The organism is Streptomyces sp. NPDC037271, from assembly GCF_055603605.1.
Genome location: NZ_JBVJVN010000012.1, coordinates 53,147 through 79,781, shown reverse-complemented (window position 1 = coordinate 79,781; position 26,635 = coordinate 53,147). Strand labels below are relative to the sequence as shown.

The 26,635-nt window shown below is 73.5% G+C and carries 26 protein-coding genes; 15 read left to right on the top strand and 11 right to left on the bottom strand.

The window, feature by feature from the left end; all coding sequences use genetic code 11:
* Positions 1–38: 38 nt before the first annotated feature.
* Both ACZ7G3_RS21315 and ACZ7G3_RS21310 read left to right on the top strand, forming a co-directional pair.
* Entirely contained in the window at positions 39–179 is a 141-nt protein-coding gene (locus ACZ7G3_RS21315; protein ID WP_426555656.1) for a hypothetical protein, read from the top strand.
* A 95-nt stretch (positions 180–274) separates the two neighbouring features.
* Entirely contained in the window at positions 275–1,879 is a 1,605-nt protein-coding gene (locus ACZ7G3_RS21310) for a carboxylesterase/lipase family protein (protein WP_470927519.1), read from the top strand.
* 122 nt (positions 1,880–2,001) lie between these two features.
* Here ACZ7G3_RS21310 and ACZ7G3_RS21305 read toward each other — a convergent pair whose 3' ends face one another.
* Together ACZ7G3_RS21305 and ACZ7G3_RS21300 are read right to left on the bottom strand one after the other, a co-directional pair.
* The gene (locus ACZ7G3_RS21305; RefSeq protein ID WP_470927517.1) at positions 2,002–2,286 is read right to left on the bottom strand and encodes a hypothetical protein; all 285 of its coding nucleotides are present in this window, start codon (positions 2,284–2,286) and stop codon (positions 2,002–2,004) included.
* On the bottom strand, positions 2,283–2,531 hold the full coding sequence (locus ACZ7G3_RS21300; protein WP_470927515.1) for a hypothetical protein: 249 nt from the start codon (positions 2,529–2,531) through the stop codon (positions 2,283–2,285). Before ACZ7G3_RS21300 ends, ACZ7G3_RS21305 begins: the two co-directional genes overlap by 4 nt.
* Before the next feature lie 156 nt (positions 2,532–2,687).
* Here ACZ7G3_RS21300 and ACZ7G3_RS21295 point away from each other — a divergent pair, with 156 nt between their 5' ends.
* From ACZ7G3_RS21295 to ACZ7G3_RS21285, 3 genes are all read left to right on the top strand, one after another.
* Complete coding sequence (locus tag ACZ7G3_RS21295; protein WP_470927513.1) at positions 2,688–2,954, top strand: GntR family transcriptional regulator; 267 nt, start codon at positions 2,688–2,690, stop codon at positions 2,952–2,954.
* On the top strand, positions 2,951–3,427 hold the full coding sequence (locus tag ACZ7G3_RS21290) for a hypothetical protein (RefSeq protein ID WP_470927511.1): 477 nt from the start codon (positions 2,951–2,953) through the stop codon (positions 3,425–3,427). The genes ACZ7G3_RS21295 and ACZ7G3_RS21290 overlap by 4 nt, the downstream gene beginning before the upstream one ends.
* A gap of 197 nt (positions 3,428–3,624) precedes the next feature.
* Positions 3,625–4,104 (top strand): DinB family protein, encoded by a 480-nt coding sequence (locus tag ACZ7G3_RS21285; protein WP_470927699.1) that lies wholly within the window; start codon positions 3,625–3,627, stop codon positions 4,102–4,104.
* A 76-nt stretch (positions 4,105–4,180) separates the two neighbouring features.
* On the opposite strand, the gene ACZ7G3_RS21280 is transcribed toward ACZ7G3_RS21285, so the two are convergent.
* Positions 4,181–4,795 (bottom strand): dihydrofolate reductase family protein, encoded by a 615-nt coding sequence (locus ACZ7G3_RS21280; RefSeq protein WP_426555660.1) that lies wholly within the window; start codon positions 4,793–4,795, stop codon positions 4,181–4,183.
* An 89-nt stretch (positions 4,796–4,884) separates the two neighbouring features.
* Positions 4,885–5,337, bottom strand: a complete 453-nt coding sequence (locus ACZ7G3_RS21275) for an NUDIX hydrolase (RefSeq protein WP_470927509.1) — start codon at positions 5,335–5,337, stop codon at positions 4,885–4,887.
* Between the two features lie 412 nt (positions 5,338–5,749).
* Here ACZ7G3_RS21275 and ACZ7G3_RS21270 point away from each other — a divergent pair, with 412 nt between their 5' ends.
* The gene (locus ACZ7G3_RS21270; protein ID WP_470927507.1) at positions 5,750–6,733 is read left to right on the top strand and encodes an EamA family transporter; all 984 of its coding nucleotides are present in this window, start codon (positions 5,750–5,752) and stop codon (positions 6,731–6,733) included.
* A 91-nt stretch (positions 6,734–6,824) separates the two neighbouring features.
* On the opposite strand, the gene pdxH is transcribed toward ACZ7G3_RS21270, so the two are convergent.
* A complete protein-coding gene (gene pdxH / locus ACZ7G3_RS21265) occupies positions 6,825–7,502 on the bottom strand; it encodes a pyridoxamine 5'-phosphate oxidase (protein WP_470927505.1) in 678 nt (225 codons plus the stop codon).
* Positions 7,503–7,755: 253 nt separating this feature from the next.
* Between pdxH and ACZ7G3_RS21260 the strand changes: the two genes are divergently transcribed.
* The 3 genes from ACZ7G3_RS21260 to ACZ7G3_RS21250 all read left to right on the top strand — a co-directional run bounded on the left by ACZ7G3_RS21260 (position 7,756) and on the right by ACZ7G3_RS21250 (position 11,283).
* Positions 7,756–8,856, top strand: coding sequence for a citrate synthase 2 (locus ACZ7G3_RS21260; RefSeq protein ID WP_470927503.1), 1,101 nt, complete (start codon positions 7,756–7,758; stop codon positions 8,854–8,856).
* Between the two features lie 355 nt (positions 8,857–9,211).
* The gene (locus tag ACZ7G3_RS21255; RefSeq protein WP_470927501.1) at positions 9,212–9,643 is read left to right on the top strand and encodes a RidA family protein; all 432 of its coding nucleotides are present in this window, start codon (positions 9,212–9,214) and stop codon (positions 9,641–9,643) included.
* Positions 9,644–9,822: 179 nt separating this feature from the next.
* Entirely contained in the window at positions 9,823–11,283 is a 1,461-nt protein-coding gene (locus tag ACZ7G3_RS21250) for a PAS domain-containing protein (protein WP_470927499.1), read from the top strand.
* A gap of 80 nt (positions 11,284–11,363) precedes the next feature.
* On the opposite strand, the gene ACZ7G3_RS21245 is transcribed toward ACZ7G3_RS21250, so the two are convergent.
* Entirely contained in the window at positions 11,364–12,119 is a 756-nt protein-coding gene (locus ACZ7G3_RS21245; protein WP_426596758.1) for an SIS domain-containing protein, read from the bottom strand.
* Between the two features lie 209 nt (positions 12,120–12,328).
* Here ACZ7G3_RS21245 and ACZ7G3_RS21240 point away from each other — a divergent pair, with 209 nt between their 5' ends.
* Positions 12,329–13,021, top strand: a complete 693-nt coding sequence (locus ACZ7G3_RS21240; RefSeq protein ID WP_279565498.1) for a metal-dependent transcriptional regulator — start codon at positions 12,329–12,331, stop codon at positions 13,019–13,021.
* A gap of 592 nt (positions 13,022–13,613) precedes the next feature.
* Positions 13,614–14,510 (top strand): alpha/beta fold hydrolase, encoded by an 897-nt coding sequence (locus ACZ7G3_RS21235; protein WP_470927497.1) that lies wholly within the window; start codon positions 13,614–13,616, stop codon positions 14,508–14,510.
* Positions 14,511–14,837: 327 nt separating this feature from the next.
* Here the strand turns inward: ACZ7G3_RS21235 and ACZ7G3_RS21230 are convergent, their stop codons facing one another.
* The 3 genes from ACZ7G3_RS21230 to ACZ7G3_RS21220 all read right to left on the bottom strand — a co-directional run bounded on the left by ACZ7G3_RS21230 (position 14,838) and on the right by ACZ7G3_RS21220 (position 18,175).
* Positions 14,838–16,508 carry a transporter gene (locus ACZ7G3_RS21230; protein WP_470927495.1) on the bottom strand — a complete coding sequence of 557 codons (1,671 nt, stop codon included), beginning with the start codon at positions 16,506–16,508 and terminating at the stop codon, positions 14,838–14,840.
* Positions 16,505–17,281 carry an ABC transporter ATP-binding protein gene (locus ACZ7G3_RS21225; RefSeq protein WP_470927493.1) on the bottom strand — a complete coding sequence of 259 codons (777 nt, stop codon included), beginning with the start codon at positions 17,279–17,281 and terminating at the stop codon, positions 16,505–16,507. Before ACZ7G3_RS21225 ends, ACZ7G3_RS21230 begins: the two co-directional genes overlap by 4 nt.
* A gap of 240 nt (positions 17,282–17,521) precedes the next feature.
* On the bottom strand, positions 17,522–18,175 hold the full coding sequence (locus tag ACZ7G3_RS21220; RefSeq protein WP_426596754.1) for a bifunctional DNA primase/polymerase: 654 nt from the start codon (positions 18,173–18,175) through the stop codon (positions 17,522–17,524).
* A gap of 290 nt (positions 18,176–18,465) precedes the next feature.
* Here ACZ7G3_RS21220 and ACZ7G3_RS21215 point away from each other — a divergent pair, with 290 nt between their 5' ends.
* Positions 18,466–19,851: a transcriptional regulator gene (locus ACZ7G3_RS21215; RefSeq protein ID WP_470927491.1), complete on the top strand. Its 1,386-nt coding sequence runs from the start codon at positions 18,466–18,468 to the stop codon at positions 19,849–19,851.
* A gap of 201 nt (positions 19,852–20,052) precedes the next feature.
* Positions 20,053–21,891 (top strand): hypothetical protein, encoded by a 1,839-nt coding sequence (locus ACZ7G3_RS21210; protein WP_470927489.1) that lies wholly within the window; start codon positions 20,053–20,055, stop codon positions 21,889–21,891.
* 92 nt (positions 21,892–21,983) lie between these two features.
* Here the strand turns inward: ACZ7G3_RS21210 and ACZ7G3_RS21205 are convergent, their stop codons facing one another.
* The gene (locus ACZ7G3_RS21205) at positions 21,984–23,303 is read right to left on the bottom strand and encodes an ABC transporter substrate-binding protein (protein WP_470927488.1); all 1,320 of its coding nucleotides are present in this window, start codon (positions 23,301–23,303) and stop codon (positions 21,984–21,986) included.
* 117 nt (positions 23,304–23,420) lie between these two features.
* Between ACZ7G3_RS21205 and ACZ7G3_RS21200 the strand changes: the two genes are divergently transcribed.
* Both ACZ7G3_RS21200 and purU read left to right on the top strand, forming a co-directional pair.
* On the top strand, positions 23,421–23,921 hold the full coding sequence (locus ACZ7G3_RS21200) for an SCO4402 family protein (RefSeq protein WP_426596750.1): 501 nt from the start codon (positions 23,421–23,423) through the stop codon (positions 23,919–23,921).
* A gap of 95 nt (positions 23,922–24,016) precedes the next feature.
* Positions 24,017–24,910 carry a formyltetrahydrofolate deformylase gene (gene purU / locus ACZ7G3_RS21195; protein WP_426596749.1) on the top strand — a complete coding sequence of 298 codons (894 nt, stop codon included), beginning with the start codon at positions 24,017–24,019 and terminating at the stop codon, positions 24,908–24,910.
* 200 nt (positions 24,911–25,110) lie between these two features.
* Here the strand turns inward: purU and ACZ7G3_RS21190 are convergent, their stop codons facing one another.
* Positions 25,111–26,274: a maleylpyruvate isomerase N-terminal domain-containing protein gene (locus ACZ7G3_RS21190; RefSeq protein ID WP_470927486.1), complete on the bottom strand. Its 1,164-nt coding sequence runs from the start codon at positions 26,272–26,274 to the stop codon at positions 25,111–25,113.
* Positions 26,275–26,635: the final 361 nt, after the last annotated feature.

Genomic DNA, 26,635 nt, shown 5'->3' with positions numbered 1-26,635 from the left:
CAGGGTGCCGATCGACCTCCGGCCACGGCACGCCGGGCGTGCCCGGTGAGGAACCGCAGGACGAGAACACGGTCCTCGTCTCCCCGGACACCGGGGGCGTCAACCGGCTGTCCGGGGAGACCTTCGACGACACCGAGGGGCTGGGCTTTCTGATGGGCGGCGGAGGGGTCGCCCGGTAGGGCCCGCGGGACGCTCCGGGGTGGTGCCGGCACCACCCCAGGGGCGGTGGCTGCCCGGCTGCTGCCGAGATCCGCAACTTCCTAGTGTCTGCCTCATGTGGAAGAGGACAGCGCACACAGTCATCGCCCTCGCTGTGACCGCGGGCACCGTGGCCGCGGCGGGCACCGCCGCCGCGGCGGCAGGACACGGCGACCGGGTCGTCGTACGCACCGACAAGGGCCCGGTGCGCGGGACGGCCGCCGGCGCGGTACGCACGTTCCAGGGCATCCCGTACGCCGCCCCGCCCACCGGTGAACGCCGCTGGGCTCCCCCGGCGCCCGCGAGACGCTGGCACGGGGTGCGGGACGCCACCGAACCGGGCGCCGCCTGCCCCCAGACCGGGGCCGTCCCGCCGGCCGGTCCCGCGTCCTCCACCGAGGACTGCCTCTTCGTCGACGTCACCACGCCGCGCGCCGCGTCCGACAGGCCGCGGGCCGTGATGGTCTACCTGCACGGTGGCGACCACACCGACGGCTCGGGTGCCATGCACGGCGCCCGGCGGCTGGCCGCCCAGGGCGACGTGATCGTGGTGACGGTCAACTACCGCCTCGGCGCCCTCGGCTACCTGGCCCACCCGGACCTGGAACGCCGGGGCGAGTCCGGCAACTACGGCTTCCTCGACCAGCAGGCGGCACTGCGCTGGGTGGAGCGCAACGCCGCGGCCTTCGGCGGAGACCCCCGGAAGGTGACGCTCTTCGGCGAGTCCGCCGGGGCCACCAGCACCTGCGCGCATCTGGTCGCCCCGTCCTCGGCCGGCCTCTTCGACCGGGTCGTCCTGCAGAGCGGTGCCTGCCTGCGCCCCGGTGCGACGCGCGAGCGCGCCGACGCCCTGGGCGACGGCGTGGACGCCGCCGAGGCGATCGAGGAGAGGATCACGGGCAGCGGCGGGACGGCCGACTGGCGTACGGCGGCCCCCGGGCACCTGGTGTACGACTTCGGGCAGAGCCCCTTCCCGTACGGGCCGGTCTACGGCGGCGAGCTGCTGCCGCGCACTCCGCAGGAGGCCTTCGCCACCGGCCGGTACAACAAGGTGCCCGTACTGCAGGGCATCAACCGCGACGAGGACCGCGCGATGGTGTACGGGGCGGAGCTGGCCAAGAGGTACGCCACCCAGGACCCCCAGGCCACCCTCGACGAGGTCGACTACCGCGACCGCCTGGAGAAGGACTTCGGCCCGGAGAAGGCCGCCGCCATCGCCGCCCGGTACCCCGTCTCCGCGTACGACGGCAGCGCGGCCCTCGCCCTGTCGGCGGCCCTCACCGACGCCGGCCAGGCCCGGTACACCGTCGACACCGGCCGCGCGCTCGCCCGCGGTGGTGCCAGGACCCACACCTACGAGTTCGCCGACCGGGAGACCCCCTGGTACGCCGACGCCGAAACGTACGCCAAGCCCTCCTTCCCGATGGGCGCCGCGCACACCTTCGAGCTCCCCTACCTCTTCGAGCTCACCGAGTTCGAGCAGCTCGACGACGCCCAGCGGGCCCTGTCCGACGCGATGATCCGCATCTGGTCCGACTTCGCCCGCAGCGGCGAAGCCCCGTGGAAGGCGACCACCCCGGCCGCGCTGAACGCGCAGTCGCTCGCTTCGGGGCCGGGCGGCATCCGCCCGGTCGACTTCGCGAAGGACCACCAGTACGACTTCTGGAAGTCCCTGGGCTGACCCCGGCCGTACGGAGGTCCGGGACGCCCTCGACCTGTGCCTGTCCTGCAAGGGCTGCCGCCCCGGGGCTGGGGCGGTCCCCGGAAACGGAGGACAGAACCGCCCGAGTGTCCTCGGCCCGCTCAGTTGAGCCCGCGCAGCCTCCGTCCTCGGCTGTCGGCCACCCGCAGTGCGTCCGCGAGGGCTTCGGTGAGGCGCTCGGCGAGGAAGCGGAGCTCGCCGTGCGGGGTGTCCGGGAGGAGGGCTCGGGCGTGACCGAGGAGTTCGGCGCCCATGCCGAGCTGGGTGGACTCGGTGGTGTCGGCCAGCCGTGACACGGGCCCGCCGTCGTTGTCGGTGATCAGGTAGCAGGGCTTGCCCTCGGGGCCGGCCCAGGGCAGCAGACGCGGCTCGGGTGGTCGGGTCATGCCGCCACCTCCAGTTCGTACGGCGCGCACGCGAGGAGGTACGGGCGTACGGCCACGGTCTCGGTGCCGTCGAGGGTGGTGGGCAGGCTGTACGGGCTGCGGTGGGTGGGGAGGGGGATGACGCCGGCTGCGGCCGGATGGTGCGGTGCGGGGCGGGCCGCCGGGTGCGGGCGGCCGGCGTGGCGGTGGGTGCCACGGGGTTTGGGCATCAGCCGTTCGACGAGGCGGCCGATAAGGTCGGTCATGTCATCAGCTCCGATCAGGTACAGCTGGTGGCCGTGCCCCCGGACGGCTCCACCCGTCGCGGGGGTCTGACAGCTCTGCACGTTACTCGAAGCATTCTAAGCATGCTAGGGATTCTACGTATCGCCTATCGCGCCAAGAATGCTCATGCTGAATCGGTGATCGAGTTCGTTCCCGACATCCCCCGCTGGCGTCAGGTCGCCGAGGTGGTGCGCGGCCGCATCGCCGACGGCACCTACCCGCCGCGTACACGCGTGCCTTCCGTCGTACAGCTCACCGCGGAGTTCGGGATCGCCAACGCGACGGCGCACAAGGTCCTGCGGGCGCTGCGCGAGGAGGGGCTGACTTACACGGAGCCCGGCCTCGGCTCCTTCGTCGCGGAGCGGACGGCGGCGGAAGGCGAGGGGCCCGGCCCGGGTGCGTGATCGGAACCGCGTGGCGCGGCCGGAGCGTGATCGTCCGTGTGGACGGTTCGGACGATCGAGCGGAAGCGCCACGGCGACGCATCGGCAAGCGACCCTGGGTGATCGGCGGTGGGGCGGCCGTCGTCGCGTTGGCGGTCGCCGTGGGTGTGGTGACCGCGAACAGCGAGCCGGCCGGCCTCGCCGCGCCGTACGCGTGCCGGGCCCCGGCCCCCGCCACCGCCGCGCCCGCGTCGGGACGGCCCGCCCCGGAGGGCGCCGCCGATTTCGACGGTGACGGTCATGCCGACCTGGCCTTCGGCTCGATGGGGAGTGTGAAGGGCGGGAGCGGGGGCGGGAGTGTCGAGGTCGCGTACGGGACGGGGGTTGGCCGGTGCCAGTACCTCACCCAGGACGATGCCGGGATACCCCTGCTGATGGGCGGCGGTGGGATCGCCCTCCAGGCGCCTCCGTCCTCGCCGCCACGGGTGATCTAGGACACGATCGGACCTATATGACTCATAGCGTGGTCTCGACCGACGGAGCAGAACACCGGAAGGCGGAGACCATGACCACTCTCGACGAGTCGACCACCCGCGACCTGACCACCGGCGACCTGACCACCGGCGACCTGACCACCGGCGACCCGGCCGAGGCCCCGGCCGTCACCGGTGAGCGCGCCGACCTGCTGGAGATGCTGGCCCACCAACGGCACTTCCTGCGCTTCACCACCCGTGACCTCACCGACGAGCAGGCCGGACTCCGGACCACCGCGAGTGAGCTCTGCCTGGGCGGCTTGATCAAGCACGTGTCCTCGGTCGAGCGGAGCTGGGCGGACTTCATCGTGACCGGCCCGTCGGCGATGGGAGACTTCACGGCCATGACCGAGGCCGACTGGGCCCAGCGGGCCGACGAGTTCCGGTTGCTGCCCGGTGAGACGCTGGCCGGCGTCCTGGCCGACTACGCCGAGGCGGCCCGCCGGACCGACGAACTGGTCGCCACGCTGCCCGACCTGGGGGCCACGCAGCCGTTGCCGAAGGCCCCGTGGTTCGAGGCCGACAGGCAGTGGTCGGCCCGCCGGGTGCTGATGCACATCGTCGCCGAGACCGCCCAGCACGCCGGCCATGCCGACATCATCCGCGAGTCCCTGGACGGTGCCAAAAGCATGGGCTGACCGGCGGCGTCCGGTCGTTCGGCTGTCGTACGGCCGTCGTACGGCTACTGGAAGTCGCCCGGCCGGTCCGGACGGGTCACTTCGGAAAGCGGTACTTCAGGTGGGTGGCCAGGGGCGTCTCGACGACCCTGAGCTGTTCGAGGCCGTGCCGCACCGCGCCCGGCCCCTCGAAGAGGCGCAGCCCGTCGCCGAGGAGCACGGGCACCACGTGCAGCTGGAGTTCGTCGATGAGCCCGGCTCCGAGGTACTGCCGCACCGTGCTCGCCCCGCCCGCGATGTCGACGTTCCGGTCCCCGGCGGCGGCCTTCGCCTGCTCCAGGGCACTGTGGATGCCGTCGGTGACGAAGGTGAAGGTGGTGCCGCCCTCCTTCACCAGGGTGGGGCGGGGCCGGTGGGTGAGGACGAAGACCGGGGTGCGGAACGGCGGGTTGTCGCCCCAGAACTCCTCGCCCGTGTCGTACATCATCCGGCCCATGACCACGGCTCCGGTGGCGTCGAACCACTCGCGGATCAGCTCCGAGTCGCGGTTCTCCACCCCGCCGGACATGCCCTGGCGCTCCCGCCAGCTCGCCAGGGTGTGGATCCAGTCGAAGACCGGTTCGGCGCCGTCGCCGCCCGGGTTGTCGAGGGTGACGTTCGGGCCGGCGACGTAGCCGTCGAGGGTGATGGCCAGGTCCGCGGTCACGGTCATGAGGGGTGCTCCCGAGGTCGTGGGGTGTGCTGCCTTCACCCTCACGTCGATCGGGAGAGCACGTTCTCGACACCGTCCGCGTGGGCGGTTCAGGGCACCGTCTCGCCCCGTATCAGCGGATGGCACACCGGCTGGACGCCCTCGGGGAGTTCGTCCGGGCGGCACCAGCGGGCCTCCAGGATCTCGAACGGGTCGATGCGCAGCTCGCCGCCCAGCAGACGGGCCTCGTAGGCCACTTCGAGGCGGGTGCGGAAGCCGCTGTTCAGCATGACCAGGCGGCCCGCCTCCACGTCGAGGTTCGTTTCCTCCCTGACCTCGCGGACCACGGTCTGCCGGAAGTCCTCGCCCTTGTGCGCGAAGCCGCTCGGCAGACCCCACTGGCGGCCCGGCGGCCACATCCGGTGCTTCAGCAGCAGGACGCGCCCCTCGTCGTCGCGCACGACGCCGGTCACGCCGACGACGAACTTGGCGTTCAGGAACCACATGACGCGGCTCTGGAAGGGGCGCAGGAGCCGCCAGAGACGGGCAAGGAGTCGTCGCACGGGACCTCGGGAGTGTGGTGGTGGGGCGGCGGGCAGCGGCATCAGCCAAGGGGACGGTACCCGCCGCGGCGCCCGGCCGACCGGCCGTCCCCCCGCACTCGTTCGCGTCCCGCCCCGCCCCGCCCCGCCCCGCCCCGTCCCGCCCCGGCCTCGCCGACGGCGGCGGTGCCCGGCCCGGCGTCACCGGCCCGGCGTCACCGGCCCGGAGGGCAGGGCGTCCGGTCCGGATGCCGGACGGGGTTGACCCGGGCGGGGCGAGGGACCCATCGTCAGGTGCGTAAACATTGCACGGTCCTGTCCGGAGGTCATTACCCTGGAGCGGTCGGTGCAGTGCAGGCGCAGTGCAGGTGCAGTGCGCCGCCCGACGCCCGGCAGGAGTCCCGTTCCCGTGCCAAGCCCCCAGGAAGGCCCCGTGACCACCCCCAGCGCCGCCACCCCGTCCACCCCGGCCGCCGCCGCATCCGGGACGGGCCCGGGGTTTCCGTCCGCCCCGACGGGCGCCCCGAGCGGCCGCGGCACCCTGGGACCGGTCGGCCTGGTCCTCGCCGGTGGCCTCTCCGTGCAGTTCGGCGCCGCACTGGCGGTGAGCCTCATGCCCCGGGCCGGTGCGCTCGGCGTGGTGACCCTGCGGCTGGCCGTGGCCGCCGTCGTCCTGCTGCTCGTCTGCAGGCCCCGGCTGCGCGGCCACTCCCGGGCCGACTGGGGAACGGTCGTCGTCTTCGGTATCGCCATGGCCGGCATGAACGGCCTCTTCTACCAGGCCGTCGACCGCATCCCCCTCGGCCCCGCCGTCACCCTGGAGGTGCTCGGCCCGCTCGCCCTGTCCGTCTTCGCCTCCCGCCGCGCGATCAACCTGGTCTGGGCCGCGCTCGCCCTCGCCGGCGTCTTCCTCCTCGGCGGCGGAGGCTTCGACAGCCTCGACCCGGCCGGTGCCGCCTTCGCGCTGGGGGCGGGCGTGATGTGGGCGGCGTACATCGTCTTCAGCGCCCGTACGGGCCGCCGCTTCCCGCAGGCCGACGGGCTGGCCCTCGCGATGGCGGTCGGGGCGGTGCTGTTCCTGCCGCTGGGCATCGCCGAGTCGGGCGGCAAGCTCATCGAACCGTCCACGCTCGCGCTGGGCGCCGGGGTCGCCCTGCTCTCCTCCGTGCTGCCCTACACCCTCGAACTCCTCGCCCTGCGCCGGCTGCCCGCACCCACCTTCGCCATCCTCATGAGCCTGGAGCCCGCCATCGCCGCGGCGGCCGGATTCCTCGTCCTCGACCAGGCCCTGTCCGCCGCTCAGTCCGCCGCCATCGCCCTGGTCATCGCGGCCAGCATGGGGGCGGTGCGGACCCAGGTGGGACGGGGGAGCAGGGGGAAGCGTGAGCTTCCGGGGCCGGAGGCCGACGTACGGTGATCCCGCCGACCGCCCGACCGGGCGGTGTGTGAACACACTCCTCGACGGCCACCGCACGGCGTACGGGTGGGGCGTTTCCAGCGGCGGCGCGTCACGGACTGAGCCGCTCCACCCGCCACTTCCCGTCCCCCTCCGCCACGTACCGCAGCCGGTCGTGCAGCCGGTTCTCCCGCCCCTGCCAGAACTCCACCGCGTCCGGCACCACCCGGAACCCGCCCCAGTGCGGCGGCACCGGCACCCGCTCGCCCTCCGGATAGCGCGCCGCCAGCTCGGCGTACGCGGCGTCCAGGGCGTCCCGGCCCGCCACCACCGAGGACTGGGCGCTGGCCCACGCGCCCAGCTGCGAGCCGTGCGGCCTCGTCCGGAAGTACCCGGCGGTCTCGTCCCGCCCGGTGCGCCGCGCCGTCCCCGTCACGATGACCTGCCGGGCCATCGGATGCCACGGGAACAGCAGCGAGGCGTGCGGGTTCTCGTCCAGCTCGCGCCCCTTGCGGGAGTCGTAGTTGGTGTAGAAGACGAACCCCTGCTCGTCGAAGTGCTTCAGCAGCACCGTGCGGGAACTGGGCCGGCCCTCGGCGTCCGCCGTGGAGACGACCATGGCGTTCGGCTCGAACAGTCCGCCCTCCGTCGCGGCCTGCTTGAACCAGCGCGCGAACTGCTCCACGGGCGTGGCGGCCAGCTCGGACTCGGAAAGCCCCTCGGCCCGGTACTGCTTGCGCATCGAGGCGAGATCGAAGGGGACGGCATCGCGGTCGGTCACACCGGCCATCCTGCCGTATCCACCGCGCCCTCCACTGCGTCCTTCGTCACCATGTGGCACTCAGTGCCGCGACCCCTCCCCAAAGGTGGCACTCGGAGATATCGTGCTGGTCCCGTCCCGGTTGGATGACCTCCGGCCGGACGGGGCATCACAGGGGTGACCGCAGACCAGGACCGCGAGTCGTCGTACGACCGTGGATCCGCAGGACCCGGTGATCCGAGACGGGCCGGTCGCCACACATACGATCACGAGGAGCCGCCTGATGTCCGACTTCGTACCCGGGCTCGAAGGAGTCGTCGCGTTCGAGACGGAGATCGCCGAACCCGACAAGGAAGGCGGCGCCCTCCGCTACCGCGGCGTCGACATCGAGGACCTCGTCGGGCACGTCTCCTTCGGCAACGTCTGGGGCCTGCTCGTCGACGGCGCCTTCAACCCCGGCCTGCCGCCCGCCGAACCCTTCCCGATCCCCGTCCACTCCGGCGACATCCGCGTCGACGTCCAGTCCGCCCTCGCCATGCTCGCGCCGGTCTGGGGCCTCAAACCCCTCCTCGACATCGACGCCGAGCAGGCCCGCGCCGACCTCGCCCGCGCCGCCGTCATGGCCCTGTCCTACGTCGCCCAGTCCGCCCGCGGCCAGGGCCTGCCCATGGTCCCGCAGCGCGAGATCGACAAGGCCCGGTCCGTCGTCGAACGCTTCATGATCCGCTGGCGCGGCGAACCCGACCCCAAGCACGTCGCCGCCGTCGACGCCTACTGGACCTCCGCCGCCGAGCACGGCATGAACGCCTCCACCTTCACCGCCCGCGTCATCGCCTCCACCGGCGCCGACGTGGCCGCCGCCCTCTCCGGAGCCGTCGGCGCCATGTCCGGCCCGCTGCACGGCGGCGCCCCCTCCCGCGTCCTGCACATGATCGAGGAGATCGAGCGCACCGGGGACGCCGAGGCCTACGTCAAGAAGACCCTCGACGCGGGCGAGCGCCTCATGGGCTTCGGCCACCGCGTCTACCGCGCCGAGGACCCCCGCGCCCGCGTCCTGCGCCGCACCGCCCGCGAACTGGGCGCCCCGCGCTTCGAGGTCGCCGAGGCCCTGGAGAAGGCCGCCCTGGCCGAGCTCCACGCCCGCCGCCCCGACCGGGTCCTGGCCACCAACGTCGAGTTCTGGGCGGCCATCATGCTGGACTTCGCCGAGGTCCCGGCGCACATGTTCACCTCGATGTTCACCTGCGCCCGCACGGCCGGCTGGTCCGCGCACATCCTGGAACAGAAGCGCACCGGCCGCCTGGTCCGCCCCTCCGCCCGCTACGTCGGCCCCGGCTCCCGCGACCCGCGCGAGATCGAGGGCTACGCCGACATGGCGAACTGACGCCGGCAGACCGACCCTCAGGGGCCCGTGAACGCAGACGACCCGCGAGTCTGGTTCCTCCGGAAGGAGGAGCCGGCCGGACGTACCGGCGACTCGCGGGTCGGGTGACTGCTGGGATTGGGCCGGCTGCACGCGTCTGTCACGCACTGGTCCGGCACCGCACTCCGTGTGGTGACGGGCCGCTAGCCCGCAGCCACCTCACGCGTCCGGTTCTCATACATCTGCCGAACCACCTCCCTTCTCGTGTACCGCCCACCCTAGGAACCGGTCGGCCGCCCGATCAACCGATTTTCCGAGTCGATTCGCCGTCGATCCACCGTGGACGCGTCTTCGCTGGTCACCTACCGTTCCGCCCATGACGAAGCGACAGGGGGAGCCGCCGGTCCGGCGGGCGATCATCAGCGGTTCGACCTTCGAGGAGCGAATCGGGTACGCCCGGGCCGTCGTCGACGGGGACTGGGTGCACGTGTCCGGGACGACCGGGTTCGACTACGCGTCGATGACCATCGCCGAGGGCGTGGTGGAGCAGGCCGAGCAGTGTCTGCGGAACATCGGGGCGGCGCTGGCCGAGGCGGGGTGCGGCTTCGCCGACGTGGTGCGGGTGCGGTACCTGCTGCCCGCGCGGGAGGACTTCGAGCCGTGCTGGCCCGTGCTGCGACGGGCGTTCGGGGACGTGCGGCCCGCGGCGACCATGATGGTGTGCGGGCTCGCCGACGAGCGGATGCGGATCGAGATCGAGGTGTACGCGCGGCGGGCGGCACCGGCCGGAGAACGCCTGCCCCGGTGACGCGCTCGTCGGCTGCCCCACCGTGCGTCCGCCCGAGGGGGAGGAAGGAGCGGGCCGCGGCTCGCACCGCACCCCTCATGACGGGGGCGTATGCCGAGTTTCCGCAGCACAACGATTTCCGCAATCTTGCGGGAACTAGATGTGTGCTGCATCACGTTCGAGTTGAATGAAGGCCAGTGATGGCCAGTGAGCGAACCGGCGTACGGTGCGGCGGACGCAGCCTGCAGGGGGTCCAGGTGAGTGCTTCCCGGCGTAGAGGGACCACCGACGAGCTGGGACCGGACGAGCCGGCACAGCCCGAGCGGGACGGCGCGGACCTGTTGGCCGCGCTGCTCGACGGGATGGACGCCGCGCTGTGCGCGTTCGACGCGGACGGTGTCGTCACGCACTGGAACCGCGAGGCGGAGCGGATCCTCGGCTGGACCGCGGCCGAGGCCGTCGGGCGGCAGGGCTTCGCCGGATGGGCCGTGCGCAGGGCGGACGCCGGGGAGGTCGAGGAGCGGCTGCTGTCCGTGATGCGGGCCCCGGGACGGCAGGTGCACGAGTTCGCGCTGCTGACCAAGGACGGCGGGCGGGTGCTGGTACGCACCCAGTCCGCGGCCGTACGCGGTCCCGACGGCCGGCCCGCGGGGGTGTACTGCGCGTTCAGCGAGGTGCACGCGCAGATCGACCTGGAGCGGTCCATCGCGCTGAGCGAGGCCCTGCTGGAGGACGCGAGCTGGGGCGTCGTGCTGGTGGACGTGGATCTGCGTCCCGCCGTCGTGAACGCCCACGCGGCGCGGGCGCTGGGTACCGGGCGCACGTCCGTACTGGGCCGCCCGCTCGGCGATCTGCTCGCCCAGGGTGTGGAGGAGCTGGAGAACGCGCTGACGCATGTGCTGGCGGAGGGCGCGCCGCCCGCGCCCGCCGAGGTGTGGGTGAGCGTGCGGTCTCCGGAGGGGGAGCGGCGCCGGTGCTGGCGCAGCGGGTTCGTGCGGCTGGCGTCGCCGCTCGCGGAGGAGCCGGTGCCGTTGGGCGTCGGCTGGCTGTTCCAGGACGTCACGGAGTCGAAGCAGGGTGAGCAGGAGGCGTCGCTGCTGCGGTTCCGGGCCAACCAGCTGCACCGCGCGGCGCGGGCGGCGGCCGAGTGCGAGGACCCGGCGGAGGCGGCGGTCGTCCACCTCGACTTCGCGCTCGCCGGGTTCGCCGACCACGCCCTGATCGACCGGGTCGTGGGCGGGGCGGTGGCCGACACCGACGCGGCGGAGCCGGTCCGGCTGGTGCGGGTCGCGGCCACGCCGTCCGGCGCGCCGGGGCCGAGCCTGCCGGCCGGGACGGCCGGGATGCCGGTGCGCTACGGCGAGGGGCATCCGGCGGTGCAGTGCGTGGAGCGGGCGGGTTCGGTGCGGGCCAGTGCCGGTGTCCGGGAGCTGCCGGCGGAGCGGGTGCGTGAGTGGGCCGCGGCTAGGCAGTGGCCGGCGGACACGGTGCACGGCCTGTGCGCCGTGCTGCGCAGCCGGGGCCGGACGCTGGGCGTCGTGACGTTCCTGCGGGGCTCGGGGCGGAGCGCGTTCGAGAGGTCCGACGCGATGTACGCCGAGGACGTGGCGGTCCGGATCGCGACGGCCCTGGATCTGGCCGGCGCGGTCGAGAAGCGGTAGCGGGGCGCCGGCGGGCGGTGCCGGGCGATCGCGTCCGCCCCCGGTCCCAGCGGTGGCGATCGCGTCCGCCCGCCCCGGTCTCAGTGGCGGTAGAAGATCCGGTCCCCGTACTGCTCCATGACCCGCCCGTTCCATTCGTGGCCGCCGTCCACGTTGCCCGAGCGCAGCAGCGGCGGTTCGATGCCGCGGTCGGCGAGGGCGGCGGCCGCCGTGGCCATCACGGCCTGGAGGAGGGCGCTGGTGACGACCGTGGAGGCGGGGGCGAAGGGCGCCGGGACGGTGTCGAGGGTGAGTTCCGCGTCGCCGACGGCGATCTTGGAGTCCAGCACGATGTCGCAGTGGTCCTTGAGGAAGGTGCCGGAGGCGTGCCGCGACCTGGTCTCGGAGGCGTACGCCACCGAGGTCACACCGATGACCCGCACGCCGAGCGCGCGGGCGTTCACGGCCATTTCCACGGGCAGGGCGTTGCGCCCGGAGAGGGAGATGATCACCAGCGCGTCGCCCTCGCGGAGCGGCGAGGAGTCGAGTACGGCGCTCGCGAGACCGTCCACGCGTTCCAGCGCGGAGCCGAGCGTGGCCGGCATCACGTCGACGCCGACGACGCCGGGCACGGCGAGCAGGTTCATCAGGGCGAGTCCGCCGGCGCGGTAGACGACGTCCTGGGCGGCGAGGGAGGAGTGACCGGCGCCGAAGGCGAAGAGCCGGCCGCCGTTCCGCACGGTGTCGGCGAGCAGTGTGCCGGCCGCCTCGATGGTGTCGGCCTCCTCGTCGCGGACGCGTCGCAGGAGGTCGATCGCCGCGTCGATGAACTGGCCGGCCGGCTTGCGGTCGCTCATGCGGGGCCCCTTCGGTGTGGCGGCTGTGGCTGCGTCGCGGATCACCGTGCGGTCTGGACCAGTGCGGTGTCAATACGGCGGGGTGGGCCGCACGGGCCCGGGTTTCCGCGGCGAGGCACGGTTGTCGGTGGTATGCGTCAGAATTGAACACAGGGCCAGCGCACGCGCCGGTGGGCCGTAGCCTCCGGCAATCTCATCAAGGGGCACGTATGTCCGGACTGATCGACACCACGGAGATGTATCTCCGCACCATCCTCGAGCTGGAGGAGGAAGGTGTGGTCCCGATGCGCGCCCGGATCGCCGAACGGCTCGATCAGAGCGGTCCGACGGTCAGCCAGACGGTGGCGCGGATGGAGCGCGACGGACTGGTGTCCGTGGCGGCCGACCGGCATCTGGAGCTGACGGAGGAGGGCCGTCGGCTGGCCACCCGCGTGATGCGCAAGCACCGGCTCGCGGAGTGCCTGCTCGTCGACGTGATCGGGCTGGAGTGGGAGCAGGTGCACGCCGAGGCGTGCCGCTGGGAGCACGTGATGAGCGAGGCCGTCGAGCGCCGCGTGCTGGAGCTGCTGCGGCACCCGACCGAGTCGCCGTACGGCAACCCGATCCCGGGCCTGGAGGAGCTGGGTGAGACGGACGGCGCCGATCCGTTCCTGGACGAGGGCATGGTGTCGCTCGCCGACCTGGACCCCGGTCTCGAGGGCAAGACGGTCGTCGTGCGCCGCATCGGCGAGCCGATCCAGACGGACGCGCAGCTGATGTACACGCTGCGCCGGGCGGGTGTGCAGCCCGGCTCGGTGGTGAGCGTGACGGAGTCGGCGGGCGGTGTGCTCGTGGGCAGCGGCGGCGAGGCGGCCGAGCTGGAGTCGGACGTCGCCTCCCACGTGTTCGTCGCCAAGCGCTGAGCGGCGGTCGGGGGAGCGGCGGCGTCCCACCACCCGGGGGACCGCGCGGCACCGCGCGATCGCGCCGATTCCGGGTTCAGTGAGCCGAACAGCAGCGTCCGGACGCTTCGCGTGCAAGGCTGTGGTGTGAGGCATATGACGTAAGGGGCTCTTGGCCGCTTGGCCGCGGTGGCGTGACAGCGATGTCGCCGGTCGGAGAGGGGGAGGGCGTTGCCGGAGAGATCGAGAGGGCCCCGGCGCCGTGTGGCGCCGGGGCCTGTCCTCCCCTGTGCTGACCCGGAGCCCCGAGCTCTCAGGGTCAATCCCCTCGGACCGTTTTCCCCGAGCGGTCCGCCTCCCGATGAAGATCTCCCCCCGGCGACGGCGATCAATCCCTGAAGGGTGTCACTCGAATGAGGGGTGTTGCCCGCCGAGGCAGCAGTTTCGAATGAGTATTCGATACTCTGCGGACGTCGAAGGGCCGTTGACCCGGCGGCGGGCACGGCGGCAGGAACGACGAGGTACGGCAGGTACGGCAGGCAGGACACGGTTCACAGGACCGGCCGACTCGTGAGGGGCGAGCGGTCCGAGCGGAGCTTGGGGGTGCCAACCTATGGCGCGGCGCATCGACGTGACCGGCGCGGGCGGCGTACGCCTCGCGGCCTGGGAGTTCGGCGACCCTCCCAAAACCGACCGGACGCATGACGGGACACGGGCAGGGACGCACGGCAAGGCCGGTGACCTCCCGGGCGTGCTGTTACTGCACGGTCTGATGGGCCGCGCCTCGCACTGGGCCCCCACGGCCCGCTGGCTCTCCGCCCGCCACCGGGCCGTCGCCCTCGACCAGCGCGGCCACGGCCGCAGCGACAAGCCCCCGCGGGCGGCCTACACCCGGGAGGCCTACATCGAGGACGTCGAGGCCGCCCTGGAACAGCTCGGCCTCGGCCCGGCCGTCCTGATCGGCCACGCCATGGGCGCGCTGACCGCCTGGCAGCTCGCCGCCAAACGCCCTGACCTGGTCCGCGGCCTGATCATCTGCGACATGCGGGCCTCCGCGCTCGGCGCCGCCTCGCAGCACACCTGGACCGAGTGGTTCCGCGCCTGGCCGGTCCCCTTCGCCACGCTCGCCGACGTACGCAAGTGGTTCGGCGAGGACGACCCGTGGGTGGAGCGCCCGAATCCGGCCCGGGGCGATTTCTACGCCGAGGTGATGGCCGAGTCCGCGGACGGCTGGCGGCCCGTCTTCGAGCCGGAGCAGATGCTCCGGTCCCGCGAGACCTGGATCTACGACGCCCACTGGGAGGAGCTGGCCCAGGTCCGCTGCCCGACCCTGGTCGTCCGCGGCCTCGACGGCGAGCTGGGCCGCGCCGAGGCCCAGGAGATGGTCCGTGTGCTGCCGCACGGCCAGTACGCGGAGGTCGCCGACGCCGGCCACCTCGTCCACTACGACCAGCCGGAGGCGTGGCGGGCGGCCATCGAGCCCTTCCTGGACAGCCTCCGGGAAAGCTGACCACGGGCGGCCTCCTTGGCGGCCGGGTCGCCTTTGCCGGTTGCCGTCGGGCCTCCTTGGCGGCCGGGTCGCCTTTGCCGGTTGCCGTCGGTTCTCCTTGGCGGCCGGGTCCTCTTTGCAGGCCACCGCCGGCCCCCTCGCCGGTCGCCGACGGCCTTCCTTGGCGGCCGGGTCCCCTTTGCCGGTCACCGCCGGTTCTCCCAGGTGGCCGGTGCCGCTTCACCGGCTGCCGCCGGCTCTTCGGCGGCCGGTCCCTTGCTGCCGGTCGTCGGTCCCCTGCCGCCGGTCGTCGGCCGTCGGCCGCCGCAGGCCCTCCCCGGCGGCCCGTCACCCCTTGCTGACCGCCGTGAGGATCTCCGGCAGCCGCCCCGCCGTGCGGGGTGCGGCCAGCCGCAGGCCGAGCAGCGTCAGCGCCGCGCCGTACGCCGCGCCCACCGGCAGCAGCAGCAGGCTCGACGCGTCGCCGCCCCCGCTGAGGTTCAGCCAGAGCGTCAGCGCGATCACGGGAGCGCACAGCAGGGCCGCGCCGGCCATGCCGCCGAGGATCGAGATCCAGGCGAGTCCGACCTGACCGGGCGCGACGTTCTTGTACCCCTCCTGCGGGATGGAGTACGGGAAGCGCGCCGAGGTCCACGCGCCGGTCGCCAGCATCGCGCCCAGCAGGGCGAAGGACAGGCCCAGGGCCTCGGGCAGCGTCCGCCAGTCGTCGAGGATCGCCGTGGTCAGGACCGTGACGAGGGTGGCGTACGGCAGGGTGATCAGCAGCAGGGCCAGCGCACGGGCCCGCAGCTCGACGTACGCGTCCCGCGTCGACGAGATCGTCATCGCGACCATCCAGAACGCCGACGTGTCCTGCCCGAACTGGTTGTACATCTGGATGCCGAGCATCCCGGCGGCGAAGCACGCGAAGTACACCGAGCCGGTGCCCTGCCAGGCGTTGAACACCGGCACGATCAGGCCGATGGCCAGCGACGTCACCCACGCCGCCTTGGTCTTCGGGTCGCGCCACACGTAGCGCAGGGTGCGTTCCATCGTCGTACCCGTGCGGCCCGCGGGCAGCAGCCGGGCGAGTCCCGACGAGCCGCGCTCGCGCACCGGGCGCGTGTCGCTCCGCAGCGTCGATCCGTCCGGCGTGGTCATCAGCCGCGTCAGATGCCGCTCCCACACCCACAGCAGCAGGACGAGGGCCGCCGCGGTCACCGCCAGCTGGCCGAACGCGACACCGTACGAGCCCTCGCTCGCCGCGTCCATCGCGCCGATCGCCGACGCGGGCGGCACCCAGCGCAGCACGCCGGCCGCCGGGTCGAGCTGCTCCAGCCCCGACGAGCCCAGCCGCTGCGCGCCGAAGTTGACGAGCTGCGCGCCGACCGCGACGACCAGTCCGCTCAGTACCGCCAGGTCGCGGCCCTTGCGGCTGGTCAGCAGCCGTACGTTGGCGGCGGCGACGGCCCGCGCGAGCGTCACGCACACCATCAGCGCGAGGATCGCGCCGACGACGCCGACGGCGTACGCCGCCCCGCCGTGCGCGACCGCGACCACGGAACCGGCGAACATGCACAGCGTGAACAGCGGCCCGATGCCCACCAGCGAGGCCGTGAGCAGGGCCCGGACCAGCGGGCGGGGCCGCAGCGGCAGCATCACCAGCCGGGTGGGGTCGAGGGTCTCGTCCCCACCCGGGAAGAACAGCGGCATCACCGCCCAGCCGAGGCCCAGCACCGCCGCCAGCAGGACGACGAGGGAGTCCACGTGCGCGTGTCCGCGCAGCGCGACCAGGCCGATCAGCTGGAGCGCGGCGAAGAGCAGCACGACGACGGCCGACGCGACGTAGGCGGCCCGCCGTCCGCCGGACTGCCGCAGGCCGTTGCGCAGCAGGGACAGCTTCAGCCGCACGAAGACGGACGTGAGGGGCGCGGCGGACGCGGCGGACGTGGCGGACGCGTCCGGCGTGCCGGGTGTGCCCGGAGTGCCGGAGCCGAAGGGTGCGGCCTCCGCGCTCATCGGGACCCGCCGCCCAGCCAGTCCAGGTCGGAGCCCGTGTCCCGGCCCCCGGCACCGACGAGTTCGAGGAACGCCTGCTGCAACGAGGCAGCCTCGCCACGCACCTCGGCCAGGGTGCCGGTGGCGCGGATGCGGCCGGCGGCCATGACGGCCACCCAGTCGCACAGCGACTCCACCAGCTCCATGACGTGGGAGGAGAAGACGACGGTGGCCCCCGAGGCGGTGTAGCGCTCCAGCACGCCCCGGATCGTCTGCGCGGAGACGGGGTCCACGCCCTCGAACGGCTCGTCCAGGAACAGCACTTCCGGGTTGTGCAGCAGTGCGGCCGCCAGCCCGGTCTTCTTCCGCATGCCGGTCGAGTAGTCGACGACCAGCTTGTGCTGGGCCCCGGACAGGTCCAGCACGTCGAGCAGCTGCGTGGCCCGCTTGTCGACCTCCGCCCCCGGAAGCCCCCGCAACCGCCCCGTGTAGGCGAGCAGTTCCCGCCCCGACAGCCGCTCGAACAGCCGCAGCCCCTCGGGCAGCACCCCGATCCTGGCCTTCACCTCGGCCGGATCGCGCCACACGTCGCGCCCGACGACCTCGACCGACCCCTGGTCCGGCCGGAGCAGCCCGGTCACCATGGACAGGGTGGTGGTCTTCCCGGCCCCGTTCGGCCCGACGAGGCCGATGAACTTTCCCGCGGGCAGCTCGAGGTCGATCCCGCCCACGGCGACCTGCTGCCCGAACCGCTTCCAGAGCCCTTGCACACGCACGGCGTTCGCGCTCACCACGTCTCCCTCCGTCGGATTCAGACCCTACGGGGGAAAGCGCACGCGAGGGGCGCGGGGAACCGCGCGATCCACCGCGCGATCAACCACGGCGGACCCGCGGCCGCCGACCGGACAGCGGCCCGGCAGACGACAAGGCGGCCCGGCAGACGACAAGGCGGCCCGGCAGACGACAAGGCGGCCCGGCAGACGACAAGGCGGCCCGGCAGACGAGACGGCGGCCCGGCAGACGGCAAGCCGGCCCTAACGATCCCTGCCGCACGCGTACGCCAACGCCGAGATCAACTCCTCCACGTCCGGCAGCCACCGATTCGCCGCCGTGGGGCGGCACACCCACTGCACGGCCCCCCGCGTCCCGTAACGGGTGGGCGGCGCGGCCACATACGTGCCTTCCCCCAGCGCGGCCAGGTCGAGGGACGACGGCGACCACCCCAACCGCCGCACCAGATCCGGCATCTTCACCGCGGCCCCCGGCAGGACGAAGAACCGCATCCGCCGGTCCGGCGTCAGCGTCACCGGCCCGAGCGTCAGCTCCATCCGCTCCATCCGGGCCAGCGCCAGGAACCCCGCCGTCTCGGGCACGTCGACGGCGTCGAACGTACGGCCGGTGGGGAGCAGGATCGACGCGGTCGGCTGCTTCTGCCACATCCGGCGGGCGACGGTCGCACTGCCCGTCGCCTGCGTCACCCAGTCCTCGCGCGCCGGGTGCGCGCCCGGGGCGGCGCACGCCGGGTCCGCGCACGAGCAGCGCTGCACCCCGTCACCGGCCTCCAGCCAGGTGCCGGGAAACACGTCCCAGTGGCGTTCCTCGGCATAGCGTACGGCGGTCTCCAGCAGCGACATACCGCGCTGCTGGGGGATCTGAGCGGCTTCGGTGCCGGGGATGGTCTCTTCCACGTGGAACTCAACTCCCGCGCTCACCGGGGGTTACGGGGGGTTGCGCGCGCGGGGAGGAGCATCGATTCCGCATCCGGGGCGCATGGGTGCATGTGCGGGGGCGCGCAGGAGGATTCGCCGCGGAGCTGGGTAGCCACGTCTGGGGGCGCACCGACCAACACCCCGGCAATCCTCGCAAACTTCGCAAGTCTCGCATTGTCGGCACATCGACGGGGCATTGATCTTCACGGCCGGACCTTCTCGTCCGCCGGGACCGCATCGAACCGCATGAGACCGCATGGGGGTACGCCATGGCCGCAAGGCCTCTCGTCGCGCGGCAGCCGAACGAACGGCTGCAGGCGCTCATTCAGGAAGCGGGCTGCTCGAACGCGGGCCTCGCCCGCCGGGTCAACATCTGTGGGGTCGAGCACGGTCTCGACCTGCGGTACGACAAGACGTCGGTGGCCCGCTGGCTGCGCGGACAGCAACCGCGCGGCCGGGCACCGGCGATCATCGCCGAGGCGCTCGGACGCAAGCTCGGCCGCACGGTCACGATCGACGAGATCGGCATGGCCAACGGCAAGAACCTCGCGTCGGGCGTCGGCCTCCAGTTCTCGCCGACGGTACTGGGGGCCATCGAGCAGGTCTGCGAGCTGTGGCGCAGTGACGTGGGACGCCGGGACTTCCTGTCGGGCTCCTCCGTCGCCGCGTCCGCGCTCGTCGAACCCAGCCGCGACTGGCTGATTTCCGCCCCCGACCCGCAGGTCTCGCGCTCGGCCGGGCCGCGGGTGGGCCAGTCCGACGTGGCGGCGGTGCGGGCGACGACGCAGGCGCTGGTGGACCTGGACCACCAGTACGGCAGCGGGCACGTGCGCCCGGTGGTCGTGCACTACCTGAACAGCGTCGTGTCCGGGCTGCTGTCGGGTTCCTACCGGGAGGCGGTCGGCCGGGACCTGTTCGCCACGGTCGCCCGACTGACCGAACTGGCCGGATACATGGCCGTCGACACCGGGCAACCGGGCCTCGCCCAGCGGTACTACATCCAGTCGCTGCGGCTGGCACAGGCGGCCGGGGACCGCGGGTACGGCGGGTACGTCCTCGCCGCGTCCATGAGCCACCTGGCCGCGCAGCTCGGGAACCCGCGCGAGATCGCCCAGTTGGCGCGCGCGGCTCAGGAGGGCGCGCGCGGACGGGTGACACCGCGCGCGGAGGCGATGTTCCACGCGGCCGAGGCCCGCGGCCACGCGCTGCTCGGCGATGTGCGGGCGGCCCATGAGGCGGCCGGCCGGGCGGTCGGCGCGATGGAGACGGCCGATCCGGACTCCGGGGACGACCCGGTGTGGATCGCGCACTTCGACGAGGCCTATCTCGCCGACGAGTTGGCGCACTGCCACCGGGACCTCGGGCAGGCCGACGCGGCGGCCCGGTACGCGCGGCAGTCCCTGGACGGACACCCCGAGTCGCGGGCGCGCAGGCGGGCCATCGGGCATGTGCTGCTCGCCACCGCGCAGGTGCAGCAGCGCGAGATCGAGCAGGCCTGCAACACCGCGACGAAGGCCGTGGAACTCCTCGAGACGCTGCGCTCGAACCGGGGCGCCGAGTATCTGGACGACTTCCAGGCCCGGCTGGAACCGTACCGGGAGGAAGCGGTGGTAAGGGAGTTCGGGGCGCGGCTCGACCTGCAGGTCGCCGCGTGAAAGAACGGTCCCGCGGACGCGGAACGGGCGGGAAGAACCGGCGTGGTGAGCGGAAAAGGCCGTAAACAGCGTGCCGCGGCCCGGTTTTGTTACTGCGGTCGCGGGGAAGGAGTTGTCGCCCGGTGCTGCGTGGCAGTGGGCTCCGGGGACCCGGTAGCGTGAGCCGACGATTCCGAAGGTCCCCCATTCGTAGGAGTCCCGGTGACGCAGAGTGGACAGGGCGAGGAGCCCTCGGCGCGGCAAGCGCACGAAGGCATCGTGCTGCCCTCGGACGGTGGCGAGCCCGTGCTGCCGGGGCCGGCGGGCGGACTCGCCGGCCCGCAGGCAGGACGCCCCGTGCCCACCTCGGCGCCGCCCGGCGGACAGGCCTGGGACCAGCCGTGGGGTCCCGGGCAGCAGCAGAGCCCGCCCCCGGACCAGGGCTGGCCCGCGTCGCCCGGCGCCCAGCCCTGGGGATCCCCTCAGACCGCCCAGCCGCCCGCTCCGCACGCCTGGCCGGCGCAGAGCGGCCCGGCTCAGGCGCCCGGCGCCCTGCCGCCCCAGGCCGGACCGGGCCCCCTGCCGCCGGAGGGCGCGCAGGCCCCGGCGTACGGCGGACCGGCGGCCGACGGCCACCACCCCTACGGCTCCCAGCCGCCGTACGCGCAGCACGGCCGGCCGGACGTGCCTCAGCCGCACGCGTCCCACGCACACGCGTCCCATCCGCACGCGTCCCATCCGCACGCGTCCCATCCGCACGCGTCCCATCCGCACGCGTCCCATCCGCACGGGTCCCACTCGCACGCGTCCCAGCCGTCCGCGCCTCTTCCGCCCGTGGACGAGGGCGCCACCCAGTACCTGCCGCCGGTCGGGATGCCCGCGGACGAGGGCGTGACGCAGTACATACCCCCCGTGCCCCCCGTGGGGTTGCCCGCGGACGAGGGCGCGACGCAGTACATACCCCCCGTGGCACCGGGAGCGCTGCCTCCGGAGAGACCCGCGCCGACGCAGGCGGAGTCGACGCAGTTCCTCGGCCGGGCCCCGCAGTACCCCGGGCAGCCCGGGGCCGGACACCAGCCCGCCGCCCCCGCCTCACCCGCCGCGCCCGTTCCCGGTCCCGACGCCGAGGCCACGCAGTACATCGCGCCCGTGCCCGGTGGCCCCGCCCCGGCCCCGTTCGGTGCCGCGCCCGGCGGTGAGGAGGGGCGGCAGCCGCCCGCCGAGTTCGACAGCCTCTTCCGCGGCGCCCCGGGCGCCGACGGTCCGGCCTCGTCCACCCAGCAGATGCCCCGCTTCGACGAGCCGCAGCCCCCGCGCCCCGGCGCCCCCTCCCCGTACGCCCCGCAGGGCCCGGGCGGCGGCGGCAGGCGGCGCGGGTACGACGACGGCGGCGGCCGGGGCGGCCGCGGTGGCGGGCGGACCGGGTCGCGCCTGCCGCTGTTCGCGGCGGTGGGCGTCGGTATCGCCGTCGTCGGGGTCGGCGCCGGCGCGATGATGGCCGGCGGCGGTGGCGAGGAGGACAAGGGCGGCAACCAGACCGTGTCCGCCACGGCTCCGGTGTCCGAGTCCGCGTCCGCGTCGGCCTCCGCGTCGCCGTCCGTCGATCCGGTCCGGCAGCAGGCCGTCGAGCTGGACAAGCTGCTGGCCCACAGCGGCACCGGCCGGACCACGGTGATCAACGCCGTCGCCGACGTGAAGTCCTGCGACAACCTGCCCCAGGCGGCCAAGGACCTGCGCGAGGCCGCCAAGCAGCGCACCGGGCTGGTCACCAGCCTCTCCCAGCTGTCCGTGGACAAGCTGCCGCAGCACGCCGAGCTGACCACCGCCCTCACCAAGGCGTGGCAGGCCTCGGCGTCGGCCGACAACCACTACGCGGCCTGGGCCGACCAGACGGCCGGCAAGAAGGGCTGCAAGAAGGGCAAGGCCCGCACGACCAGCGAGACCCAGGCCGGCAACCGGGCGAGCGGCACGGCGAGCAAGGAGAAGGCCACGGCCGCCCGGCTCTGGAACGCCATCGCCAAGCAGTACGGCCTGACACAGCGCCAGCCGACCCAGCTGTGACCCGGCCGGGTCGCCTCGGCCCGGGCAAGGCGCCGGCGGGCGGCCTCTGCCCGGTCAACGCGCCGTCGGGCGCCCTCGGGCCGGCGGCTCGCTCAGGTCACGTCGGTGTTCCGCAGGGTGCGGGTGGTGTCCAGGGCGCCCTCGCGGGCCGAGACCAGGCGGCCCTGCCGGACGACCTGCAGGGTGACCTCCGTGTTGACCAGGCGGGGGAAGCCGACCGAGGCCAGCTTGCCCTGGAACCTCCACTGGAGCGGCGGCGTGAGCCCGCCCGTGCCGACCTCCAGTCCGTCGTCGAGGGCGCGGGTGACGGTGTGGGCGCTGACCTCGCCGTCGCCGAGCGCCTCGACGACCTCCTTGAGGACGGTGTACGCGATCCAGGTGGTCTGCACCCCGGCGTCGGCCGCGTCGACGCGGTTGTCACCGAACGCCTCCTCCTTGATCACCTTCTTCATCCCGTCCCAGGCCGGATCGCTCACCGCCGGGTACCAGCCGGTGACGTAGGCCCCCTCGTAGGGCCCCGACGCGCCGCCGCTCGCGTTGACCGTGGACTGGTCGACGCTGCCGAGCACGGTCGCGGTCCGCACGTCGGGGTAGTCCTCGCGGGCCCGCCGGAAGGAGTCCATGAAGGTGCCGGTGCGGTCGCCGAGGACGGGCACCACGCACCCCGGTTCCGCCGGGTCGGTGGTCGTCCGTTCCAGCGCGCGCTCGGACTGGCCGTCGTACTCGGTCGCGTCCTCCGCCGCCCGCTGGTCGTGGGCCCGGCCGTGGCCGCCCGAGGTCAGTCCCGAGTCGAGCAGCGTGGGCAGCTGGTCACCCACGATGGTGTCGGGGCGGACGAGCGTGACCGGCCCGCAGGAGTCGGCGAGCGCGCTGCCGAGACCGGCCAGCAGCGCGGGCTGACCGCCGTTGACCGGGTAGGACAGCGGGCTGGTGAACTCCAGGTTGGTGAGGCCGTAGCCGCCGATGTACGGGATGCCGGCGCCCTCCAGTACGGGCAGGAAGGCGTCGGCGTGCTGGCTGTAGGAGCCGACGACGGCGACCGCGTCCTCCTTGACGGCGCGGCGGGCGCACTTCGCGGCGGTCACGCTGTCGTTGTGGTCGTTGCAGGTCAGGACGTTCAGCGTACGGCCGCCGAGGCCGCCCTGGTCGTTGATCCAGCGGGCGTAGGCCTGCGCGAAGGCGGGCATGCCGGGTTTGTTGGTCGCGCCCGTGTCCTGCGGCGCCCAGGTCATGACGGTGATCGAGTCGTCCCCGGAACCCCCCGTGGTACCGGGGACGAGCCCACAGCCGGTGGTGAGCGACGCACACGCCGCCACCAGTGCACCCGCCGACAGCGCGCCGGTGCGGGCGGCCCGGGAGCGGCCACGGAGGCCGCGGAGGAAGCTGCTGCGCGTGCGTCGCCTTCCGGTCATGTACCCGCACGATTCCGTCACACGGCTAACCTGGAAGTGACCTGTGGTCAACGTGTGGTGACGCCGGGGTGAATTGCGGGGGCCGGTGAGGTGCGGGTGAAGGGGAACGTACGATCGATGACCGTGCAAGATTCGGAGAACTCCTCTCGTCGCGGCCGTCGCTCCTCCACCATGGGCGGTATGCCACTCAACGACATGCCGTGGTGGCGCTGGCGCAGCCAGGTGCGCTCCGCGCTGCACATGCTCTCCGCCCCCGCCTTCCAGCGGAACGTCTGGCTGGCCGGTGTGGACGGCTACGGAGACGTCACCGACGCGGTGTACCGGCTGGTGGAGGACACCTGGCTGGACCACTGGTCCGCCGAGAAGTACGTGGGCACGGTCTTCCGCGACTCGCAGGAGGCGGCGCTCGTCGACAGCGCCGTACTGCGGGTACTGCGCATCATGCACCAGGTGGGCCCGGACGCGCCGGTGAACGCGTACCTCGACCACCCGGACTGGCCGGAGGCGGTACGGGCGGCGCGGGACGCGCATGTGCGGCTGGCCACCGGTGACGGCGAGGACCCGGAGGCGGAGCCCCGCTCGCTCGATCTGCTGCGGCTGCTGACCCGCTCCGCCTGACGACGTCGTCCCGGGTCCGTCCGACGACGTCGTCCCGGGTCCGCCTGGCGGGACGGCACTCGGGCCGGGAGCCCGGATATGGGACCCTGTCCTGCATGAATGAGCAGTCCTCCGCGGCCGTCCCCCAGGCCGCCGCCCCCGCCGACCAGTACGTCCTCACCCTGTCCTGCCCCGACAAGCAGGGCATCGTGCACGCCGTGTCGAGCTACCTGTTCATGACCGGCTGCAACATCGAGGACAGCCAGCAGTTCGGCGACCACGACACGGGACTGTTCTTCATGCGTGTCCACTTCTCGGGCGACGCCCCGGTGACGGTGGACAAGCTGCGCGCCAGCTTCACGGCCATCGGTGACGCCTTCCACATGGACTGGCAGATCAACCGGGCCGACGAGAAGATGCGCATCGTCCTCATGGTCAGCAGGTTCGGGCACTGCCTGAACGACCTGCTCTTCCGGGCCCGGACCGGCGCGCTGCCGGTGGAGATCGCGGCCGTGGTGTCCAACCACACGGACTTCGCCGAGCTCGTGGGGTCGTACGGCATCCCCTTCCACCACATCCCCGTGACGAAGGACACCAAGCCCCAGGCCGAGGCGCGGGTCCTGGAGATCGTGCGCGAGGAGAACGTCGAACTCGTCGTGCTGGCCCGCTACATGCAGGTCCTCTCGGACGACCTGTGCAAGCAGCTCAGCGGCCGGATCATCAACATCCACCACTCCTTCCTGCCGAGCTTCAAGGGCGCGAAGCCGTACCACCAGGCGCACGCGCGGGGCGTGAAGCTGATCGGCGCGACCGCGCACTACGTGACGGCCGACCTCGACGAGGGGCCGATCATCGAGCAGGAGGTCGAGCGGGTCGGCCACGACGTCACGCCGGACCAGCTGGTCGCCGTCGGGCGGGACGTGGAGTGCCAGGCGCTGGCGCGGGCCGTGAAGTGGCACGCCGAGCGGCGGATTCTGCTGAACGGGCGGCGGACGGTGGTCTTCGCGTAGGGCTCCGCGCGGGCTCCGCGGGGGAGCTCGGGGGGTTCTGTCCGGCGGGCGGCTGCGGGTGGTGGGTGGCTGGTCGCGCAGTTCCCCGCGCCCCTTGAGGGCGTGCGGCGAACGCGTCCCCGGAGGTGCCGGGGACTGCGCGACCGGCCCCCGCGCACCCCGCAGCCGCCGTCGATGCCGCGACCGGCCACCCTGCGCCCCTACATCCGGCTCATGCTCGCCGCCGCGAACAGCACGTCCCTGATCGCGTCCCGGTCGCCCACCTGACCCGCCGCTGCCTCCGCCGGAGGCACGTGGCCCGCGGCCAGCCGGCAGAACTCCACGCCGTCCAGGGCGACATGCGCCACCTCGTGCTCGGCGGAGCCCACCGCGCCGGGGGAGTCGAGCGGGATGAGCCACTCGCCGCCGCCCGAGCCCTCGATCTCCAGCCGCAGGCTGCGACCCGGCTCGCCCGCCGTGACCAGGTGCGGCCGGGTCGCGGGCGCGGCCAGCCCGTCCCGGCGGCGGGCAGCCAGGACGGCCGGCAGCATCCGGGCAGCGAGGTCGATCATGCGGTTCAGATGACGCCCGGAGGGCGGCTCGTACGGGTAGTCCACCGCGTCGGCGATGTCCTCGGCGTGCACCCAGCACTCGAATGCCCGGTCCAGCATCGCGTCGTGCAGCGGCAGCTCGAAGTCGCCGTACGAGACCGGCATCCGGCCCGCGTCACCGGTGAACGACACCGTCCGGACGATCCCGTGGCTCTGCTCGCGCCACGGTGCCCGCATCGCGCGGGTGGGCGGGGCGTGCGAGGCCCGCCAGTACGCCTCCGTACGGTCGGCCGGGGCGGAGGTGGGCGCGGTGATGTCGTCCAGCGGGTCGGCGAGGCCCAGGGCGACCGCGACCAGCCCGTCGACGGTCAGCAGGTGCGAGATGACCCCGGCGACGGTGGTACGGCGGCTGGTGGCGCCGTCGGCCTCGAACCAGCGCAGCCGGACCGGGGCGTGCCACTCGGCGTCGCCGATGTCCTGGAGCAGGGCGTCCAGCCGCGCGACCTCGGCGTCGTACGGTCTGGCCCACTCGGGTACCGGGATTTTCGGCGGGCGCCGTTCCAGGCAGCCGTCCAGGACGCGGTTGCGCAGGGCGGGGTCCAGATCGAGGCTCTCCGGCCGCTGCAGCAGAGCGACGGCCTCGCGCAGCCGCAGTGCCTCGTCGGCGCAGGCGTCGCACTCATCGAGATGCTCCTCGACGGACGCCGCCTCCTCCGCCGAGCAGGCGGCCAGCGCCCACGCCCCGAGCAGCGACGTCAGCACCTGGTGCTCCAACGCGACCGGCCCACCCGGCACCACATCGGGCAGGGCCCGCCCACCGTCCTCGACGGACACCCGGGGGAGCGGTATACGGGGCGCGGCCCCGCCCCCTTCCCCTCCGCCGAAGGACGCGGGCCCGCTGGGCCCACCAGGCCCACCAGGCCCACCGAGCCCCCTGGGCTCACCGAGTCCGCCGGGCGCAGTGGTTCCGCTGGGCTCACCGGGTCCGTCGGGCTCACCGGGCCTAACGACCTCGCTGGTCCCGTCCGGCCCGTCTGGTCCGTCGGGCTCACCGGGTCCGTCGGGCTCACCGGGTCCGCCGGGCCTGCTGGGTCCGTCGGGCTCACCGGGTTCACCGGGCCTGCTGGGTCCGTCGGGCTCACCGGGTCCGCCGGGCCTGCTGGGTCCGTCGGGCTCACCGGGTCCGCCGGGCCCG